Annotated in this window: 20 protein-coding genes; 9 read left to right on the top strand and 11 right to left on the bottom strand. The window is 65.2% G+C overall.

All coding sequences use genetic code 11. The annotated features are described in order from the left end of the window. Positions 1-10 precede the first annotated feature (10 nt). Complete coding sequence (gene rpsR, locus RB2654_RS03300) at positions 11-238, bottom strand: 30S ribosomal protein S18 (protein WP_008328567.1); 228 nt, start codon at positions 236-238, stop codon at positions 11-13. A 19-nt stretch (positions 239-257) separates the two neighbouring features. Continuing rightward, on the bottom strand, positions 258-623 hold the full coding sequence (gene rpsF, locus RB2654_RS03305) for a 30S ribosomal protein S6 (RefSeq protein ID WP_008328568.1): 366 nt from the start codon (positions 621-623) through the stop codon (positions 258-260). 309 nt (positions 624-932) lie between these two features. On the opposite strand from rpsF, the gene RB2654_RS03310 reads away from it, so the two are divergent. After that, the gene (locus RB2654_RS03310) at positions 933-1529 is read left to right on the top strand and encodes a hypothetical protein (RefSeq protein WP_008328569.1); all 597 of its coding nucleotides are present in this window, start codon (positions 933-935) and stop codon (positions 1527-1529) included. On the opposite strand, the gene RB2654_RS22755 is transcribed toward RB2654_RS03310, so the two are convergent. Continuing rightward, positions 1489-3486, bottom strand: a complete 1998-nt coding sequence (locus tag RB2654_RS22755; RefSeq protein ID WP_008328570.1) for an acyltransferase family protein — start codon at positions 3484-3486, stop codon at positions 1489-1491. The genes RB2654_RS03310 and RB2654_RS22755 overlap by 41 nt on opposite strands. 170 nt (positions 3487-3656) lie before the next feature. Between RB2654_RS22755 and fabD the strand changes: the two genes are divergently transcribed. The 5 genes from fabD (at position 3657) to mltG (ending at position 8406) form a co-directional block, all read left to right on the top strand. Continuing rightward, positions 3657-4598: an ACP S-malonyltransferase gene (fabD, locus tag RB2654_RS03320; protein ID WP_040884337.1), complete on the top strand. Its 942-nt coding sequence runs from the start codon at positions 3657-3659 to the stop codon at positions 4596-4598. Between the two features lie 27 nt (positions 4599-4625). Next, entirely contained in the window at positions 4626-5363 is a 738-nt protein-coding gene (gene fabG, locus RB2654_RS03325; protein WP_008328572.1) for a 3-oxoacyl-[acyl-carrier-protein] reductase, read from the top strand. A 218-nt stretch (positions 5364-5581) separates the two neighbouring features. Then, a complete protein-coding gene (locus RB2654_RS03330; protein ID WP_008328573.1) occupies positions 5582-5815 on the top strand; it encodes an acyl carrier protein in 234 nt (77 codons plus the stop codon). A 171-nt stretch (positions 5816-5986) separates the two neighbouring features. Continuing rightward, entirely contained in the window at positions 5987-7255 is a 1269-nt protein-coding gene (gene fabF / locus RB2654_RS03335; protein ID WP_008328580.1) for a beta-ketoacyl-ACP synthase II, read from the top strand. Continuing rightward, on the top strand, positions 7255-8406 hold the full coding sequence (mltG, locus tag RB2654_RS03340) for an endolytic transglycosylase MltG (RefSeq protein WP_008328582.1): 1152 nt from the start codon (positions 7255-7257) through the stop codon (positions 8404-8406). The genes fabF and mltG overlap by 1 nt, the downstream gene beginning before the upstream one ends. A gap of 80 nt (positions 8407-8486) precedes the next feature. On the opposite strand, the gene RB2654_RS03345 is transcribed toward mltG, so the two are convergent. The 3 genes from RB2654_RS03345 to eno form a co-directional block, all read right to left on the bottom strand. Further along, positions 8487-8909 (bottom strand): cupin domain-containing protein, encoded by a 423-nt coding sequence (locus tag RB2654_RS03345; protein WP_008328584.1) that lies wholly within the window; start codon positions 8907-8909, stop codon positions 8487-8489. Further along, complete coding sequence (locus RB2654_RS22255; RefSeq protein WP_008328586.1) at positions 8906-9184, bottom strand: DUF4180 domain-containing protein; 279 nt, start codon at positions 9182-9184, stop codon at positions 8906-8908. The genes RB2654_RS03345 and RB2654_RS22255 overlap by 4 nt, the downstream gene beginning before the upstream one ends. 86 nt (positions 9185-9270) lie before the next feature. Further along, on the bottom strand, positions 9271-10545 hold the full coding sequence (gene eno, locus RB2654_RS03355; protein ID WP_008328588.1) for a phosphopyruvate hydratase: 1275 nt from the start codon (positions 10543-10545) through the stop codon (positions 9271-9273). 154 nt (positions 10546-10699) lie between these two features. Here eno and RB2654_RS03360 point away from each other — a divergent pair, with 154 nt between their 5' ends. Further along, positions 10700-11995 carry a flavin-dependent oxidoreductase gene (locus tag RB2654_RS03360; protein ID WP_040884339.1) on the top strand — a complete coding sequence of 432 codons (1296 nt, stop codon included), beginning with the start codon at positions 10700-10702 and terminating at the stop codon, positions 11993-11995. Here the strand turns inward: RB2654_RS03360 and RB2654_RS03365 are convergent, their stop codons facing one another. Further along, the gene (locus RB2654_RS03365; RefSeq protein ID WP_008328592.1) at positions 11996-12898 is read right to left on the bottom strand and encodes a DMT family transporter; all 903 of its coding nucleotides are present in this window, start codon (positions 12896-12898) and stop codon (positions 11996-11998) included. Positions 12899-13019: 121 nt separating this feature from the next. Between RB2654_RS03365 and RB2654_RS03370 the strand changes: the two genes are divergently transcribed. Then, positions 13020-13472: a GNAT family N-acetyltransferase gene (locus RB2654_RS03370; RefSeq protein ID WP_008328594.1), complete on the top strand. Its 453-nt coding sequence runs from the start codon at positions 13020-13022 to the stop codon at positions 13470-13472. Here the strand turns inward: RB2654_RS03370 and RB2654_RS03375 are convergent. From RB2654_RS03375 to RB2654_RS03385, 3 genes are read right to left on the bottom strand one after another with little or no spacing between them, the layout of a single operon-like run. After that, positions 13451-14005 carry a DUF1697 domain-containing protein gene (locus tag RB2654_RS03375; protein WP_008328595.1) on the bottom strand — a complete coding sequence of 185 codons (555 nt, stop codon included), beginning with the start codon at positions 14003-14005 and terminating at the stop codon, positions 13451-13453. The two genes, RB2654_RS03370 and RB2654_RS03375, sit on opposite strands and share 22 nt — an antisense overlap. Continuing rightward, positions 14002-14832 carry a PhzF family phenazine biosynthesis protein gene (locus RB2654_RS03380; protein WP_008328598.1) on the bottom strand — a complete coding sequence of 277 codons (831 nt, stop codon included), beginning with the start codon at positions 14830-14832 and terminating at the stop codon, positions 14002-14004. The genes RB2654_RS03375 and RB2654_RS03380 overlap by 4 nt, the downstream gene beginning before the upstream one ends. A gap of 4 nt (positions 14833-14836) precedes the next feature. After that, complete coding sequence (locus RB2654_RS03385; protein WP_008328599.1) at positions 14837-16102, bottom strand: cation:proton antiporter; 1266 nt, start codon at positions 16100-16102, stop codon at positions 14837-14839. Between the two features lie 115 nt (positions 16103-16217). Between RB2654_RS03385 and RB2654_RS03390 the strand changes: the two genes are divergently transcribed. Beyond that, positions 16218-17150: a DMT family transporter gene (locus RB2654_RS03390; protein ID WP_008328602.1), complete on the top strand. Its 933-nt coding sequence runs from the start codon at positions 16218-16220 to the stop codon at positions 17148-17150. On the opposite strand, the gene RB2654_RS03395 is transcribed toward RB2654_RS03390, so the two are convergent. Next, positions 17083-17811, bottom strand: a complete 729-nt coding sequence (locus RB2654_RS03395; protein ID WP_008328610.1) for an endonuclease/exonuclease/phosphatase family protein — start codon at positions 17809-17811, stop codon at positions 17083-17085. The two genes, RB2654_RS03390 and RB2654_RS03395, sit on opposite strands and share 68 nt — an antisense overlap. Positions 17812-17865 lie beyond the last annotated feature (54 nt).

Here is a 17865-nt window from a genome sequence, read left to right on the forward strand (position 1 = left end):
GACCTCTCCCTTACTTCACGGCGTAGGGAAGCAGGGCGAGGAACCGGGCGCGCTTGATGGCACGGGCGAGTTCACGCTGCTTCTTTGCCGAAACGGCGGTGATGCGGCTGGGCACGATCTTGCCACGCTCAGAGATGTAGCGTTGCAGGAGTTTCGTGTCCTTGTAGTCGATTTTCGGTGCGTTATCGCCAGAGAACGGGCACACCTTGCGACGGCGGAAAAACGGTTTCGCGGCCATGGTTTAGCTCCTTCCCGGCTTAGCGGTCACGACGCTCGCGGCGGTCGCCACGATCGCCACGTTCGTCTTTTTTCATCTGAACCGACGGGCCTTCTTCGTGGGCGTCGACCTTGATGGTCAGAACGCGCATCACGTCGTCATGCAGGCGCATCAGGCGTTCCATTTCCTGAACGGCGGTCGACGGCGCGTCCGTTTTCAGGAAGGCATAGTGGCCCTTGCGGTTCTTGTTGATCTTGTAGGCCATCGTCTTGACGCCCCAGTATTCCGAGTCGACGACTTTGCCACCGTTGTCGGAAAGGACGGTCGAGAAGTGCTCGACAAGGCCTTCGGCTTGCGCGTTGGACAGGTCCTGACGCGCAATCATCACATGCTCGTAAAGCGGCATGGGGTCTCCAGTTTTTTCAGGCGCGCTTCAAAGAACGGATCACCCTTCCGCATCCGTTCACGAGAGGCCACGCGGTTCACTCAGTCACGGAAGGAAGCGCCTACCTACACGGATCATGTCCGATTGCAAGAAAAACCGACCTGAGCGATGGGGCGGTCCGCCGCCGCGCAAAGGTATGGTTAACCTACCGCTGACCCTTATTAACAAGGGAATATGCCGCCAAAACACCCGGCACATGCCGCATTCCCGCCCCAGTTGATTAAGAAGTTTCTACTAACGGAACTGCAAATCGGGACGCGGGTAACGAACATGAACGCAATCGTTGGCCTCTCTCTGCCGGACGCAGAGATCGAAAACGAAATGTGGAAAGACGTGCGTGGGGCCAACGACGGCCTCACCACGATGACGCCCTGGGGCTACGTGATCGGCACGGGCAACACCGACGGCAGCCTGATGCTGCGGCAATCGCTGGCGCGGTTCTTCGGGATCGTCCTGTTCATGTCGGGCCTGACGCTCGGCCTGTTGCCGGACGGCGCGGCCGGGTCGGGGCTGATCGCCATGAAACTTGGCGGCATGGTGATCTTCATGCTGGTGGGCGCCGTGCTTTTCCGGGCCGGGCGGGAACGTCCGGGCATCGAAATGCACGTCGATCTCAAGCACAAGGTGATCCGTCTGGGCAACCGCAGCCTGACCGGCGACTTCCAGCTTTCCGACCTTCTGCGCTTCGACGAGGTGCAGTCGGTCTTCATGCTGCGCGGGACCGACAAGACCTCGCCCTCGCGCCTTTACTTGCGGCTGGGCGAGAACATCGCCATCGAGATCGCCAAGGGCAAACGGAACGCGCTGGAACGCGTGCGGCAGCGGCTTACCTATGATCTGACCTACGGCTCCACGCGTCAGCGGTAAGCGCCAGTGCCTCGGGGATCAGCGTGACGCGATCCCCGAAATACGCTTCGCCCTCGTCGCTGAAATGGTCGCCGTCCGACCAGAACAGCCGGTCGCAATCCCCGAAATCCCGGCTGAAATCGAAGCCGATCATCTCGTTCTGCGAGACATAGACCAGCCCGGCCGCGGTTGCGCGCCGGGCGAGTTCCGTATCGAGCCGCTCGAACACCCCGATCAACCCGTCGCGGATCGGGATCGGCTGACCGCAATCCCCACGCATGATGGTCTCCGGCGGCAGGTGCGGTTCGATCCGCGGCCCGAAGACGACGACGGGAACCTGCGCGTTCAACTCCGCCAGATAGCCGATCATGGCGTCGATCGCGCCCGCGTCGAATGGAAAGTCCGGCACGGTGTCGTAGACCGAGACACGCTGGAACATCTCGCGCGATCCGGGGTCGCCCGCCATGTCGCGCAGCAGGTAGAACCCGGCCTGCTCGAAGATCACGACGCGGATCAGGTCGGGGTTTCCGGCGACGAGGTCGACCACGTCCTGATAGCTGCACGAGTTCCCCGCCGCTGCCGGGCGGCATCCGGCACTGTTGATCCCCAGTATGAACGGCACGTGCTGCCTGCGGGCCAGCAGGCGGAACAGGTCGATGGAATGGCTGTCGCCCAGCACCATGACCCCCGGTCCGTGCGCCTTGGCGCAGTCCTGCGCCATCGTGCGTGCGGCGTCGTTCAGGCGCTTGAACCCCCTGATACAGGGCGCATCCGGCGCGGGATCGGATGTGTTGGCATGTGAGGCGATGGCGCGTTCCACCGTGGCGCCCGAGGTCAGGTAGGCGGGATGGAGATGGCCGAGAAGCGCCTTGTAGCCGCGACTGACCTGCCCGTATCCGCCGACGGCGAGCAGCGCCAGCGCCGCAACCCCGACCACCGAGAACAACACGCCGCGACGCCCCAAGACCGGCGCCGAACGGTTCCTGAACGGTCCCTCGACGAAGCGCCATGACAGATAGGCGAGACCCAGCGACGCGGCGCTGAGACCCAGCATGAGCGCCGGGGAGGGGGCCGAAATCATCGGAATGCGGGCGAAGGCGAACAGCGGCTGGTGCCACAGGTAGGCGCTGTATGAGATCAGCCCGACCCAGACGAAGGGCCTGAACGACAGAACGCGCGCGGTCAGGGTTCCGCTCTGAGCGAAGACGAGGATCAGGGCGGTCCCCAGAACCGGGGCCAGCGCATAGACCGAGGGAAACGGCGTGTGATCGTCGAACACGAAGATCGAGCCGAGGATGAGGGCGAGCCCCGCGAGCGCCGGCGCGTCATGCCCCGTCCGGGGGCCGGCACGCATGTAAAAGGCGCACAGCGAGCCGACGAACAGCTCCCACGCGCGGAAGGGCAACAGGTAAAAGGCCGCTTCGGGATGCCGGGTCACCGCCCATTGGCAGGCGATCAGGCTGGCCACCGCCACCGCGCCGATCACCCAGACGGTCGCGCCGCGCCCGATGCGCCACAGGAGTGCTAAAAGCAGCGGGAAGACGATGTAGTATTGCTCTTCGACCGCAAGACTCCAGGTGTGGAGCAGGGGTTTGAGTTCGGCGGTGGGGGCGAAATAATCGGCCTCGACCCAGAACAGGATGTTGGAGGTGAATGTGACGGTCGCGATGATGCTCTGCGCGAAGTCCAGAGCCTGACGCGGCATCATCACGGCGAAGGCCACCGGGATCGACACGGCGATCACGAAGAACAGGGCGGGCAGGATACGGCGCGCGCGCCGTTCGTAGAAATCGAGGATGGCATAGGTGCCCCGGTCCAGATCGTCGGCCAGAATGCCGGTGATGAGGAACCCGCTGATGACGAAGAACACGTCGACCCCGACATAACCGCCGCCGAACAGGCCGAAACCGGCATGAAACAGGATGACCGGCAGAACGGCGAACGCGCGCAATCCGTCGATCTCGCTACGGTATTTCATGGCAAATGCACTCAGACGACAATCAAGCGGGTTCTGAGGACCATTTGCTCGCCCCCTTGTCAATCTGCCTGCGCCCAAAGTCGCCGCGAATGTCGCCGGGCGACTGCGACGGTTGCGATTGGCGGGGCCAACGGCTATCGGAAAGGCGGCATGATAAATCGGGAGGGGACATGACCCGCGCATTCGTTTTTCCGGGACAAGGGGCACAGACCATCGGCATGGGGCGTGACCTTGCCGAGGCTTATCCCGCAGCCCGCGCCGTGTTCGACGAGGTCGACGAGGCGCTGGGGATCAAGCTGTCCAACATCATCTGGAACGGCGAGCAGGACGAGCTGACGCTCACCCAGAACGCCCAGCCCGCGCTCATGGCCACGTCGCTGGCCGCGATGCGCGCGCTCGAGGCCGAGGGCGTGACGATGGACGCCGCCGGGTTCGTGGCGGGCCACTCGCTCGGGGAATATTCCGCGCTCGCGGCTGCGGGGGCGCTGACGGTATCGGATACCGCGCGCCTGCTGCGCACGCGGGGCGAGGCGATGCAAAAGGCGGTCCCGGTCGGTGTCGGCGCGATGGCCGCGCTTCTGGGTCTGGATTTCGAAGCGGCCAAGGCCGTCGCCGAAGAGGCCGCGCAGGGCGAGGTCTGTCAGGCCGCGAACGACAACGACCCGGCGCAGGTGGTCGTGTCGGGCCACAAGGCCGCCGTCGAACGCGCCGTCGAGATCGCGAAAGAAAAGGGCGCGCGCCGGGCGGTGATGCTGCCCGTGTCCGCCCCGTTCCACTGCGCCCTGATGCAGCCCGCCGCCGACGTGATGGCCGAGGCGCTTGCGGGCGTCACCATCAACGCGCCCGCCGTGCCGGTCGTGGCCAACGTGCGCGCCGAAGCGGTGAGCGACCCGGATACGATCCGCGCGCTTTTGATCGAACAGGTCACCGGCTCGGTCCGCTGGCGTGAAAGCGTGGCATGGATGGCCGCGAACGGCGTGACCGAAACGTGGGAAATCGGCGCGGGCAAGGCGCTGACCGGCATGATCCGGCGGATCGACAAGAGCCTGAACACCCTCACCATCGGCGCACCGGACGAGGTGAAGGTCGCCGCAGAACAGGCCGCCGGTTGAGCGGCGCACATAAACAGAGGACGAGATATGTTTGATCTGACAGGAAAAACCGCGCTGGTGACCGGCGCGTCGGGCGGCATCGGCGGCGCCATCGCCACGGCCCTGCATGGTGCGGGCGCGACCGTCACGCTTTCGGGCACCCGCGAGGGACCGCTGAACGACCTCGCGGCCACGCTGGGGGACCGCGTGCATGTGATGACCTGCAACCTGTCGGACCCCGAGGCGGTCGATGCGCTGCCGAAACAGGCGGCCGAGGTCATGGGCGGGCTCGACATCCTCGTGAACAACGCCGGGATCACCAAGGACCAGATCTTCATGCGTATGTCGGACGAGGACTGGCAGAACGTCATCGACGTGAACCTGACCGCGACCATGCGTCTGTGCCGTTCCGTGATGCGTCCGATGATGAAGGCGCGTTGGGGCCGGATCATCAACATCTCGTCCATCGTTGGTGCGACCGGCAATCCGGGGCAGGTGAACTATGCCGCGTCCAAGGCCGGTATGGTCGGCATGACCAAGTCGATCGCCTATGAGGTGGCCAGCCGCGGGATCACCGCGAACTGCGTGGCGCCGGGCTTCATCGCCACGGCGATGACCGAGAAACTGACCGACGATCAGAAAGAAAAGATCAACGCCCAGATCCCGGCCGCGCGCATGGGCACGCCCGAGGAAATCGCCGCTGCGGTGCTCTATCTGGCCTCGCCCGAGGCGGGCTATGTCACCGGCGCGACCCTGCATGTGAACGGCGGTATGGCGATGCTCTGAGAGCGTCTTTGTCCGGTTGGTAAACGATACCTTGACGGCGCGTGCGGCGCGCGGGACAAATCGTTTGCCCCCGACCGGCTTTATGTTAAAGGGGGCGCAGTTTCGACCCCGGGATAAATGGGACTCCGGGGTGCGCCTCGCACCGACGGGGACAGTTCAAGCAGCTCCGCAAGGGGCAAACGAAAGGGCCAGTGGCCTGAAAACTGTGAGGATATGATATGAGCGACGTCGCAGATCGCGTGAAGAAAATTGTTGTCGAGCACCTCGGCGTTGAAGAGGACAAGGTCACTGAATCGGCCTCGTTCATCGACGATCTCGGCGCCGACTCGCTCGACACCGTCGAGCTGGTCATGGCCTTCGAAGAAGAGTTCGGGATCGAGATCCCCGACGACGCCGCCGAGTCGATCCAGACCTTCGGTGATGCGGTCAAGTTCATCTCCGAAGCGGCCTGAGCCACCGGAGAGTGTTAAGCGGACGGCGCCTTCGGGCGCCGTTTTGCATTTTGGGGAGGAGATCGCGAAGTCCCGCCGTCACCGGACGAAAGGGGCGTTTCGCGCTTGCCACATGGGGGTTTGAGAGGCTATCCAGCCCCCGGCAAAGACAAACGAAAAAGGGCTGTCTACATGGACAAGCGTCGCGTCGTCGTAACCGGTCTGGGCATGGTTTCGCCCTTGGCTTGCGGGGTTGAGGAAACCTGGAAGCGTATTCTGGCAGGCAAATCGGGCGCTGCCCCGATCACCCGGTTCGACGCCTCCCGCGTCGTCACGAACTATGCCTGCGAAATTCCCTATGGCGACGGCTCCGACGGCACTTTCGACCCTGACGCTTGGATGGAAGCCCGCGACCGGCGCAAGGTCGACGATTTCATTCTCTATGGCATGACCGCCGCGACCCAGGCGGTCGAAGACGCGGGCATCGGAGAGCTCGACGAAGAAGAGGCGCTGCGCACCGGCGTCATGATCGGTTCCGGCATCGGCGGGCTGAACTCGATCGCCGAAACGGCGGTGATGATACAGGAAAAGGGTCCGCGCCGTGTGTCGCCGTTCTTCATCCCCGGCGCTCTCATCAACCTCATCTCGGGTCAGGTCTCGATCAAATACGGCTTCAAGGGGCCGAACCACGCGGTCGTCACCGCCTGTTCGACCGGCGCACATGCGATTGGCGACGCCGCGCGGCTCATCATGCTGGGCGATGCCGATACGATGGTCGCGGGCGGTGCGGAAGCGGCGATTTCCGAGATCGGGATCGCGGGCTTCAACGCCTGCAAGGCCCTGTCGACGAAACGTGCGGACAACCCCGAAACCGCCTCGCGCCCCTATGACACGGACCGCGACGGTTTCGTCATGGGCGAGGGGTCGGGCGTCGTCGTGCTCGAAGAATACGAACATGCCAAGGCGCGCGGCGCCAAGATCTATGGCGAGATCCTCGGATATGGCCTGTCGGGCGATGCCTATCACATCACCGCGCCGTCCGAAGACGGCGACGGGGGCTTCCGCGCCATGACCGCCGCGCTGAAATCGGCGGGTCTCACGCCGTCCGACGTGGATTACATCAACGCGCACGGCACCTCGACCATGGCCGACGTGATCGAACTGGCCGCCGTCGAGCGTCTGCTCGGGGATCATGCGGCCAAGGCCACCATGTCCTCGACCAAATCCTCCATCGGGCACCTTCTGGGCGCGGCGGGATCGGTCGAAGCGATCTTCTCGCTGCTCGCCCTGCGCGACCAGATCGCGCCGCCGACCATCAACCTCGACAATCCGGCCATCGAGCCGAAGCTGTCGCTGGCCGCGAACAAGGCCGAGGAACGCGAGATCGAGGTGGCCCTGTCCAATTCCTTCGGGTTCGGCGGGACCAATGCCTGTCTCATCATGGGTAAGGTGGCCGATTGATGTGGCGAAACATCGCCTCCAACGCGCTGTCCCTGTCCATCGTCGCCCTCATCGTCCTTGGCGGTGTGATCGGCTGGGGCAAGCGCGAATACGTGGCCGAGGGGCCGCTTGAAACCGCGATCTGTCTCAAGGTCGAGACGGGGTCGAACTTCACCCGCGTGTCCGAGGCGCTGGACGCGCAGGGCGCGATTTCCAGCCCTTCGATCTTTCGCATGGGCGCGGACTATTCCGGCAAGGCGACCGAGCTCAAGGCCGGTTCCTTCCTTGTCGAAGAACATGCCTCGATGGAAGAGATCGTCGATATCGTCACCCGCGGTGGCGCTTCGACCTGCGGGACTGAGGTCGTCTATCGCATCGGCGTGAACGCGGCCGAGTATCAGGTGCGCGAACTGGACCCGGCCACGCAAAGCTTCAACCTCGTCGCCGAATTCGACCCGGATGTGGAAGCGCCCGCCGATTACACCCGCGTGCGTGGGCAACCGGACACGCGCTACCGCGTCGCCATCGCCGAAGGCGCGACCTCGTGGCAGATCGTGGATGCGTTGAACAAGGTCGAATTCCTGTCGGGCGAGATCACAGAGGTGCCGCCCGAGGGGATGCTGGCCCCCGACAGCTATGAAATGCGGCCCGGCGACGACCGTGCCGACCTCATCGCCCGGATGCGGGCCTCGCAGGAAGAACGCCTCGCCGCCGCGTGGGAGGCCCGCGATCCCGACGTGCCCTACGAAAGCCCGGAAGAGGCGCTCGTCATGGCGTCGATCGTGGAAAAGGAAACCGGCGTGCCGGAAGAACGCGGTCAGGTGGCCAGCGTCTTTGTGAACCGCTTGGAACAGGGGATGCGCCTGCAAACCGACCCGACGGTGATCTATGGCATCACGCGGGGGCAAGGCGTGCTGGGCCGTGGGTTGCGTCAGTCGGAACTGCGGGCCGAGACGCCCTATAACACCTATGTCATCTCCGGCCTGCCGCCGACGCCCATCGCCAACCCCGGCATGGCCTCGATCGAGGCGGCGCTGAACCCGGACACGACCGACTATCTGTTCTTCGTGGCGGACGGCACGGGCGGCCATGCCTTTGCGCAGACGCTGGAAGAGCACAACCGCAACGTCGCGCGCTGGCGCGAGATCGAAGCGGAACGCGCGAACCAGTAACGGATGCCGTCTATCGGAGTGCGCCCCAAGGGGCGCGCGCGGGTTCTTCGGCGTTTGCTTCAGGTTCGCCCGTGCAAGGCTCAGGGGATCGTGAACCCGGGGGGTGCGAGGGTGAAGCCGTCGAACTCGAACCCGGGGCTGACGGTGCAGCCGACGAGGGTATAGTCGCCTGTCGTGTCGGCAGACTGCCAATGGTGCGGCGGCACGGTGATCTGGGGCGCCTCACCCAAGGCCAGCGCCGGGCCAAGCTTGTGCGGGACGGCCGGCCCCGCATCGGTCGAGGCGATGGACAGGATCAGCGGCGCGCCCGCGTAGAAGTGCCACGTCTCGGCGGCATCGACGCGGTGCCAATGGCTCGTCTCGCCCGCTTTCAGCAGGAAATAGATCGCCGTTCCGGGGCTTCTGCCGCCGCCCGTTCCGTCTGCGCGGAAGGTTTCGCGAAACCAGCCGCCTTCGGGATGGGGCTGGAGGTCGAGGGCGGCGATGATGTCGTCTGCGGTCATCGGATCGGCGTCTCCAGCGTCACGGGGCCGGTGCGCTGCGTCTCGACGAAGAAATCGTGAAGCGCGCGCGACCCGGCGGCCTCGCCGCTGAAATCCCCGGTCAGGTGCAGTGTCAGACCGTAATTCGTGAGTTTCTGGGTGAGTTCGCCCAGAAGCCCGGAGCGGAGATTCCAGAACTCCGGCGCGAAATCGGTCTTGTCGCGGACAAGGCGCGGCTCGCGGCCGTAGGCCGCGTTCCCGATCAGATCCATAAGGTCGGCATGTGTGCGTATCATGGGGCAACCCTTGTCGGATTGGACGGTGATCGCAACGAAAAAGGCCCGCCGGGTGGGCGGGCCTTGGCTCGTTCATGTGACGTGGATCACTTCAGGATCGAACGCCCCGCGTATTCCGCCGTTTCACCAAGGGCTTCCTCGATGCGGATCAGCTGGTTGTATTTCGCGAGCCGGTCGGACCGCGCCAGCGAGCCGGTCTTGATCTGACCGCAGTTGGTGGCCACGGCGAGGTCCGCGATGGTCGCATCCTCGGTCTCGCCCGAACGGTGGCTCATCACGTTGGTGTAGCGCGCGCGGTGGGCCATATCGACCGCCTTCAACGTCTCGGAGAGCGAGCCGATCTGGTTCACCTTGACCAGCATCGAGTTCGCGACGCCCTTCTTGATCCCGTCGGCCAGCCGCGCCGGGTTGGTCACGAACAGGTCGTCGCCCACAAGCTGCACCTTATCTCCGATCTTGTCGGTCAGCAGCTTCCAGCCGTCCCAGTCGTCTTCCGACATGCCGTCTTCGATCGAGATGATCGGGTAGGCGTCGCAGAGCGCTGCGAGGTAGTCGGCGTTTTCTTCCGAGGTCAGCGATTTGCCTTCGCCCACCATCTCGTACTTGCCGTTCTTGTAATATTCGGTCGAGGCGCAATCGAGGGCGAGGTAGATGTCCTCACCCGGCTTGTAGCCCGCCTTTTCGATGGATTTCAGGATGAAATCGAGGGCCTCGTTGGTCGAACCCAGCGCCGGGGCGAAGCCGCCTTCGTCGCCCAGACCCGTGGACAGGCCCGCCGCCGAAAGCTCTTTCTTCAGTGTGTGGAACACCTCAGACCCCATGCGCACGGCGTCGCGGATGTTGCCCGCGCTCACCGGCATAATCATGAATTCCTGAATGTCGATCGGGTTGTCGGCGTGCTCGCCGCCGTTGATGATGTTCATCATCGGCACCGGCAGCACCCGCGCCGACGAGCCGCCCACGTAGCGGTAAAGCGGCAGCATCGAGAAATCGGCGGCGGCCCTTGCGGCGGCCAGCGACACGCCGAGGATCGCGTTCGCGCCCAAGCGTGCCTTGTTCGGCGTGCCGTCAAGCTCGATCATCGCGCGGTCCAGCATCTCCTGCTCGGTCGCGTCCATGCCAGCCAGTTCTTCGGCGATCTCGCCGTTCACGGCGTTCACCGCCTCCAGCACGCCCTTGCCCATGTAGCGCGACTTGTCTCCGTCGCGCTTTTCCACGGCTTCGTGCGCGCCGGTGGATGCGCCCGAAGGCACGGCGGCGCGGCCCATGGTGCCGTCCTCGAGGATCACGTCCACCTCGACGGTCGGGTTGCCCCGGCTGTCGAGGATTTCGCGGGCGAAAATGTCGATGATGATGCTCATGAGGCTGTCCCCGTCTGAATGACTTGCTTGATGCGGGTTCTAACGGCCACGGAAGGCAAGGAAAAGGGCGGTTGCGCCAACGGTGCGGCGATTGAACCATTGTGGTTCGGGTTTCGCGTGCTATTCACACGGGGCTTTTTTCGGGGAGGGGACGATGGCACCACGGGTATTGATCGCAGGCGGCGGGATCGGCGGGCTGGCCACCGCACTGACGCTGAACCAGATCGGTGTGGATTGCGTGGTGTTCGAGGGCGTGCGCGAACTTCGCCCCCTTGGCGTCGGCATCAACCTGCAACCCAATGCGGTGCGCGAGCTTTACGATCTGGGGATCGGGGCCGAGGCGCTGGACGGTGTCGGTGTTCCGGCAAAGGAATGGGCGCTCGTGGGTCTGAACGGCAACGACATCTATTCCGAAGAACGCGGCACACTGGCGGGCTACAACTGGCCGCAATACGCCGTGCATCGAGGGCAGTTCCACATGCTGCTGGCCGACACGTTCACCGCGCGGGCCGGGGCCGATGCGCTGCGCCTCGGCGCCCGTGTGACGGGGTATCGCAACAATGACGACGGGACCGTGACGGCCTTCGTCGAGACCGAGGGCGGCACGCAGGAGGAAACCGGAACGCTCCTGATCGGGGCCGACGGCATCCACTCGGCGATCCGCGCCCAGATGCACCCGGATCAGCCGCCGATCAATTGGGGCGGCGCGATCATGTGGCGCGGCACGACGCTGGCAGAGCCGATCCGCACGGGGTCGTCCTTCGTCGGCCTCGGCACGCACAAGCACCGCATGGTGATCTATCCGATCAGCCATCCGGACCCCGAGACGGGGCTGGCGCTCATCAACTGGATCGCCGAGATGACGGTCGATCCGGCGTCCGGCTGGGAAAAGTCGGGTTGGTTTCGACCCGTCGAGATCGACGCGTTCGCCCACCATTTCGACGGGTTCAAATACGATTGGCTGGACGTGCCCGATCTGCTCGCCAAGGCCGATGTGGCCTATGAGAACCCGATGATCGACCGCGATCCGATCGACTGCTGGATCGACGGGAACGTGGCGCTCATGGGGGATGCGGCCCATGCCATGTATCCCACCGGGTCGAACGGTGCGTCGCAGGCGGTGATCGACGCGCGGGTTCTGGGGGCCATGATCGTTGCGCACGGGCCGACGCCTGCCGCGCTCGCCGCCTATGACGCGCAGATGGCCGGTCCTATCGGCGAAGTGGTGCTGCGCAACCGGGGCGCGGGGCCTTTCGGTCTGCTCAACATGGTCGACGAACGCTGCGGCGGCGAATTCGACGACATCGACGACGTGATTCCCGAAGCCGAACGGCGCGACTTCATGGCGCGCTATCAGGCGGCCGCCGGGTTTGCCCGCGATGCGCTGAACGCCGCGCCGCCGACGATCCAGCCGGGGGCCAGGGCGGCGGACCTCACGCCCGCCGAATAATCAAGTCGGGCGCACGGGCGAGGCGACGGGTTTCGCGCGGCGCGCCGCGCGGCTGACGCGCGCCTCGCGTAGGAGCGTATAGACACCGGCCCCCACGATCAGGGCGGCGCCCAGAAGCGTCAGCGCGTCCGGCACCTCGGCGAAGAACACCAGCGCGAAGATCATCGCATAGACCAGACGGGTATAGCGGAACGGGGTGACGGCGGGCACGTCGCCCGTCTGCATGGCGCGCGTCAGCAGGTAGTAGCCGGCCATACCAAGCGCCGTGGCGGCGATCAGAATGCCCGCATCGCCGACTGAGGGCAGAACGGGCGGGTCCACGACCAAAAGCAGCGCGCCCGAAATCGTCCCCATCAGGAACCCCCAGCTCGACGTCTGAAGCGTATGGATGCCCGGCGGCGTGATCCGCGTGGCCACGTCGCGCACCGCCAGCCCGATGGCCGCGCCCAGCCCCAAGAGCGCCGAGGGTTGGAAGGCGTCGAAGCCGGGGCGCAGGATGACCACGACACCGATCAGCCCCACACCGATCGCGAGCCAACGCCGCCAGCCCACGGTCATGCCGAGAAACAGGATCGCGCCGATGTTCACGAACAGCGGATTGGCCTGAAGCAGCGCCGACAAAAGGCCGAGCGGCACCTGCGTCAGGCCGATGACAAAACAGGCGGTGCCCACAAGCTCGCCCAGATTGCGGATGACGATGACCGGATGGAAGAACTGGCGGGTAAAGGCCGAATGCCCGCGCATCTGAGCCATCAGTGCAAAGACGATCGCCCCCACGCCACCCACGGCGATCAGCACGACCCCCATCGGCACGCAGTCGAGAACCATCTTGATCAGCACGTCTTCCGAGGCGAAAAGCCCCATGGCGAGCGTCATGAACAATGCGCCGCGGATGTTGTCCATGGGAGCCTCCCGGGGTGAAATGGTCCGGCCTCCTTATCGTGCGCTTGCGGCGGCGGAAAGGGGTCGCGTGGATACAGGTTTCGCGCGGCGCGGTTGGCGACAGTGAAAGAGCGGGGGCCGCATGGCAGACTTCCAGTTCCGGCCCATGGCGGCGTCCGACCACCCCGCCGTGGCCGCACTCTGGCGGGAAAGCGCCGCGCTCATGGGGCTGGGCGAGGCGTTTCTGCCGCCGGTCCCGGACCTCGAAGGGCGGCTGGCGGCGGACTTCGGGGAAGGGTGGTCGGTGACGCTCGCGTTCGAGGCGGGCACGCTCGCGGGGTTTCTCGCGGTCCATCCCGGCGACCGTGTGCTGGGGCAGATCTTCCTCGCGCCCGCCTTTATCGGGCAGGGGCTGGGGTCTGCCTTCTTTCGGATGGCCAAGGACCGGATGCCGGATGGCTTCACGCTCTACACCCCGGCCGCCAACAGGCGCGCGCGGGCGTTTTATGAGCGGGGCGGGATGCAGGTGACCCACACCAAAGCGCACCCGGAGTTCGGGCACGAGATCGTCTACTACGCCTGGCCCGGCGTCTGACGGGCTTCGACCATCCGGGCGAGTTTGGTCACGGTGTTGAGGTTGCGCGCGGTCGCGGGCACGCCCAGCGCCTTTTCCACCCGTTCGGCCAGTTTCGACCGTCCGATCCCGTCCGGCGCGTCGAGGAAGAACCAACGCCCCTTGAGCGCGAAGCGTTCGGTCGCGGTGGCGTGGTCTTCGAGCCGGGCGAGGTCCGGCGCGTCGGGGGCGTCCGTGCAGAACCAGATGTTCGCGAACTTCGGGTGATCGAACCCCTCGGCAAAAGGATAGGCGTCCCGCGCGTCGATGATGTCTTGCCCCGGCAGGACGAGCGTACGGGGCGCGTGGTCGTGCAGGGCCTCGACCCGCTCGGTCAGGGCGGTGGCGAAGGCGTCGGGGTCGATGTCGCCCTCGAACACCGCATTGCCGGACTGGATGTAGGTTTCGGGGGCTTCGGCCCCCAGCGCCGCCATATGCGTCTTGAGGTCGGCCATCGGCAGCTTGCCGGTGCCGCCCACGTTGATCCCGCGCAGAAGCAGCACCCAGACGCTCATATGACCAGCTTTCCCTCCATGACCCGGATCGCGCGCCCGCTGACGGTGACGCGGCCCGGTTCGGCCTCGACCCCGATCACGGACGGGCGCCCCATATCCTCGCCCTGATGGATCGTCAGGCTCACGGGACCGCCCGCTTCGCGGCACAGAAGCGCGCCGAGCGCGGCGGCCGCCGATCCGGTGGCCGGGTCTTCGGGCACGTTGTCGAGCGGGGCGAACATCCGCATGTGAACCCGCCCGTCCACCCGCGTATAGGCGCATTGCGCGAAATCCAGCCCCGACGGATACCGCGTCGCCCCTTCGCGAAAGGCGCTCGTGTCGGGGACGAGGTCGGACAGCGCGGCGCGATCCACCAGTTCGGTGAAGGTGAACGGCAGGCCGACGCCCGCCATGACCGGTTCGCCGAGGATCGTTGCCTCGGGCGTGCCGAGCGCGCGGGCGACCAGCGCCTTGTCCGGGGTCGCCACATGCTCCAGCGGCACGCGGTTCTGAAACGAGGCGTGGCCGTCTTCGACGTGCACCGCCATCGGCCCGACGCCCAGTTCCAGCACGAAGTCGGGGCCAAGCCCGGCCTCGCCCAACATGACGACGGTCCCGATCACCGGATGCCCCGCAAAGGGCACTTCGGACATCGGAGTGAAGATGCGGACCTTGGCCACGCCTTCGCCTTCGGGCGGGTAAAGAAACACGGTTTCCGAGAAATTGAACTCCCGCGCGATGCGCTGAAGCCGCTCTTCGGGCAGCTCCGCCGCGTTCGGAATGATCGCCAGCGGATTGCCCCCGAACGGGCGGTCGGTGAAGACGTCGTAGACGAGATAGTCGGTCATGCGATCACACCAGTTCCGGTTCGCGGCCCAGCTTGGTCGCGACCTTCTTGATCGACAACCCCTGCACGATGATCGAGAACACGACGACGATATAGGTCGCGGCGAGGATCGTGGGCTTCCATTCGCTGTCGGGCAGTGACAGGGCGAGAGCGACCGAGATGCCGCCCTTCAATCCGCCCCACGTCATGATCGGGATCACACCGGGCGAGAAATCGCGAAACGGTTTCAGGATCACGACCGGGATCGCCACGGCGGCGAGCCGCGCGACCAGCGCCAGCACGATGGCCAGCAGCCCCGCGATCACCGTGTCGCCGTTGAACGGCACGATGAACACCTCGAACCCGATGAGCAGGAACAGGACCGCGTTCAGGATCTCGTCGATCAGCCGCCAGAAGGCATCGACATATTTGCGCGTCTCCTCGCTCATCCCGTGTTTCGCGCCCACGTCGCCGATGAGAAGCCCGGCGGTCACCGCCATGATCGGCCCCGACACATGGAGCGCCACGGCCAGTTCATAGCCACCGAAGGCAAGGCCCAGCGTGATGAGCACTTCAAGCGAATAGTCGTCGATCAGCCGCATGAGCCGGAAGGTGAGCCATCCGAGCGCGAGACCCAGAAGCACACCGCCGCCCGCCTCAACGAAAAAGAGCTTGGCCGCATCTGCGAGGCCGCCCGTCGCATGGCTATCCGCGCCATGGCCCGCGACCACGGGAAAGGCGAGGCCGACGAGGACGAGGTAGACGACATAACCGACGCCGTCATTGAACAGCGATTCGCCCGCGATCTTGGTCTCCAGCGACTTGCGCAGGCTCGCGTCGCGCAGCACGCCCAGCACAGCCACCGGATCGGTTGGCGAAATCAGCGCGCCGAAGACCAGCGCGATCAGGAACGGCATACCTGTTATGTAGGAAAACCCGGTGCCCACGATCAGGGTGGACAGCCCCACGCCCATGGTGGCCATGAGGAACACGACCCGCCACTGCTCCCGCAGGTCCGAGATCTTCACGTGCAACGCGCCCGCGAACAGCAAAAGCCCCAGCATCCCTTCGAGCAGCGTGTCCGAGAAATCGACGGATCTGACCACTTCCGTGACCGTTTCCGCGAAAACCGTCTGCGGCGTAATCAGTTCGATCAGCAGGATTATCATCGACGATACCAGCGACACGATCAGGATGCCGATGGCCGAAGGCAGCTTTAAAAACAGGTAGTTGATGGCCCCGAACGCACCGGCGAGCACGATCAGGAGCGAGGCGATCTGAAGGAAATTCATGACTGTCCCACTGCGCGGTTTTGGCCGACGGTAACACGCACCCCCTTGCGCGCCTAGCACACAAACGCCGCGTCATCGGTTGACTTCCGAACATGTTAAGCGTCCTGTCGCGGCCATGGAGGAGAAATCAAATCTCACGCTTCTGGGCGCCGGAATGCTGATCTGCGTTTCGCTCGTGCTGGGCTTCAACCACGTCATCGTCAAGCTGGTGAACGAGGGGTTGCAGCCTGTGTTCGCGGCGGGTCTTCGATCGATCGGGGCGACGATCCTCGTCTGGATGTGGATCAGGTTTCGCGGACAGAAGCTCGACTTCAAGCGCGGGACGATCCTGCCGGGCATCGCCATCGGTCTGTGTTTCACCGTCGAATTCCTCGGCCTCTTCCTTGCGCTAGATCTGACCACGGTCACGCGAACCTCGGTGATTTTCTACTCCATGCCGATCTGGCTGACGCTCGCCGCGCATTTCCTGTTGCCGGGGGAGCGGCTGACGATCCCCAAAGCGGTCGGCCTTGCGCTGGCCTTCGGCGGGGTGGCCTGGGCGATCGCGGATCAGGGCGGCGGCGGCACGGCGTCGCTCAAGGGTGACCTGCTGGCCCTGCTCGGCGCGTTCGGCTGGACGGCGCTGGCGCTCGTCGCGCGCACCACGCGCGTGCGCGAGGTGTCGTCCGAGATGCAGATGTTCTGGCAGGTGCTCGTCTCCGGCCCCGTTCTGCTGATCGCGGCCAGCTTCTTCGGCCCGGCGATCCGCGACATTCAGCCGTGGCACTGGGCGGGACTGGCGTTTCAGATCTTCTTCGTCGCGACCGCGTCGTTCCTTGCGTGGTTCTGGCTTCTCAACCGCTACAAGGCGTCGAACATCGCCTCCTTCGCCTTTCTGTCGCCTGTGATCGGGGTCACGCTGGGGTGGCTGATCCTTGGCGAACGGGTCACATGGGCGCTGCTCGCGCAACTTGGCCTCGTCGTGCTCGGGATCATCCTCATCAACCGCGTGCGGCGTTCGCCCCTGCCGCCGACGGGAGCGTCGATGCCGCCGCGTCGGTCGTCCTGACCTCGGCCCAGACCGGCAGGTGATCGGACGCGATGCGCGCCAGTTCGGTGGCGTGAACGCCGCTGCCCGTCAGTTCCAGATCGTGCGAAAAGGCGAAGCGGTCCAGATGCGCGACCGGGCGCATCGTGGGATAGGATGCGCCGGGGGCGTGAAGGTGAAAGCCGCGCGACAGTTCCTCCATCCCGTTTCGCAGGGACCATTCGTTGAAGTCGCCCATGACCACGGTAGCGAGCGCCTGGTCGCCCAGAACCCGGTGCAGTTCGCGCAACTGCTGGTGGCGATAGCGGCGCATGAGGGCCAGATGCGCACCGGTCACGCGAAACCGCCCCTCGATCTCGACCGCGACCGCGCCGCGCGGCTCCAGCGAGGGCAGGTCGAAACGCTCGACCCCGGTCACCGCCAGCCCGCGCCGCACGAGCACGGCATTGCCGTGCCAGCCGAGCGAGACGTCGTTGGTGGCGAGCGGGGCGGGGATCAGGTCGGTATGGTCCTCGATCATCCTGCGGGGCAGGGCGGTGGGCCGCTGACCCAAGCGCCGGTCGGCCTCCTGCAACACCACGACATCCGCGGCGAGGCTGTTGATGACCTCGATCACCCGGCCCGGATCACGGCGCCGGTCCCGGCCCACGGCCTTGCGGATATTGTAGCTTGCAAGTTTCATGTCTCATCCGATCATATGGGATTTCAACGCGCCAATTGAACGGATGTTGCCCTG

This window comes from Maritimibacter alkaliphilus HTCC2654 (genome assembly GCF_000152805.1).
In the GTDB taxonomy this organism is placed as follows: Bacteria; Pseudomonadota; Alphaproteobacteria; order Rhodobacterales; family Rhodobacteraceae; genus Maritimibacter; species Maritimibacter alkaliphilus.

What these genes read in the sequence shown, in the direction of transcription:
- rpsR (WP_008328567.1), bottom strand. Translation starts at nt 238, where the DNA reads ATGGCCGCGAAACCGTTTTTCCGCCGTCGCAAGGTGTGCCCGTTCTCT.
- rpsF (WP_008328568.1), bottom strand. Translation starts at nt 623, where the DNA reads ATGCCGCTTTACGAGCATGTGATGATTGCGCGTCAGGACCTGTCCAAC.
- RB2654_RS03310 (WP_008328569.1), top strand. Translation starts at nt 933, where the DNA reads ATGAACGCAATCGTTGGCCTCTCTCTGCCGGACGCAGAGATCGAAAAC.
- RB2654_RS22755 (WP_008328570.1), bottom strand. Translation starts at nt 3,486, where the DNA reads ATGAAATACCGTAGCGAGATCGACGGATTGCGCGCGTTCGCCGTTCTG.
- fabD (WP_040884337.1), top strand. Translation starts at nt 3,657, where the DNA reads ATGACCCGCGCATTCGTTTTTCCGGGACAAGGGGCACAGACCATCGGC.
- fabG (WP_008328572.1), top strand. Translation starts at nt 4,626, where the DNA reads ATGTTTGATCTGACAGGAAAAACCGCGCTGGTGACCGGCGCGTCGGGC.
- RB2654_RS03330 (WP_008328573.1), top strand. Translation starts at nt 5,582, where the DNA reads ATGAGCGACGTCGCAGATCGCGTGAAGAAAATTGTTGTCGAGCACCTC.
- fabF (WP_008328580.1), top strand. Translation starts at nt 5,987, where the DNA reads ATGGACAAGCGTCGCGTCGTCGTAACCGGTCTGGGCATGGTTTCGCCC.
- mltG (WP_008328582.1), top strand. Translation starts at nt 7,255, where the DNA reads ATGTGGCGAAACATCGCCTCCAACGCGCTGTCCCTGTCCATCGTCGCC.
- RB2654_RS03345 (WP_008328584.1), bottom strand. Translation starts at nt 8,909, where the DNA reads ATGACCGCAGACGACATCATCGCCGCCCTCGACCTCCAGCCCCATCCC.
- RB2654_RS22255 (WP_008328586.1), bottom strand. Translation starts at nt 9,184, where the DNA reads ATGATACGCACACATGCCGACCTTATGGATCTGATCGGGAACGCGGCC.
- eno (WP_008328588.1), bottom strand. Translation starts at nt 10,545, where the DNA reads ATGAGCATCATCATCGACATTTTCGCCCGCGAAATCCTCGACAGCCGG.
- RB2654_RS03360 (WP_040884339.1), top strand. Translation starts at nt 10,700, where the DNA reads ATGGCACCACGGGTATTGATCGCAGGCGGCGGGATCGGCGGGCTGGCC.
- RB2654_RS03365 (WP_008328592.1), bottom strand. Translation starts at nt 12,898, where the DNA reads ATGGACAACATCCGCGGCGCATTGTTCATGACGCTCGCCATGGGGCTT.
- RB2654_RS03370 (WP_008328594.1), top strand. Translation starts at nt 13,020, where the DNA reads ATGGCAGACTTCCAGTTCCGGCCCATGGCGGCGTCCGACCACCCCGCC.
- RB2654_RS03375 (WP_008328595.1), bottom strand. Translation starts at nt 14,005, where the DNA reads ATGAGCGTCTGGGTGCTGCTTCTGCGCGGGATCAACGTGGGCGGCACC.
- RB2654_RS03380 (WP_008328598.1), bottom strand. Translation starts at nt 14,832, where the DNA reads ATGACCGACTATCTCGTCTACGACGTCTTCACCGACCGCCCGTTCGGG.
- RB2654_RS03385 (WP_008328599.1), bottom strand. Translation starts at nt 16,102, where the DNA reads ATGAATTTCCTTCAGATCGCCTCGCTCCTGATCGTGCTCGCCGGTGCG.
- RB2654_RS03390 (WP_008328602.1), top strand. Translation starts at nt 16,218, where the DNA reads ATGGAGGAGAAATCAAATCTCACGCTTCTGGGCGCCGGAATGCTGATC.
- RB2654_RS03395 (WP_008328610.1), bottom strand. Translation starts at nt 17,811, where the DNA reads ATGAAACTTGCAAGCTACAATATCCGCAAGGCCGTGGGCCGGGACCGG.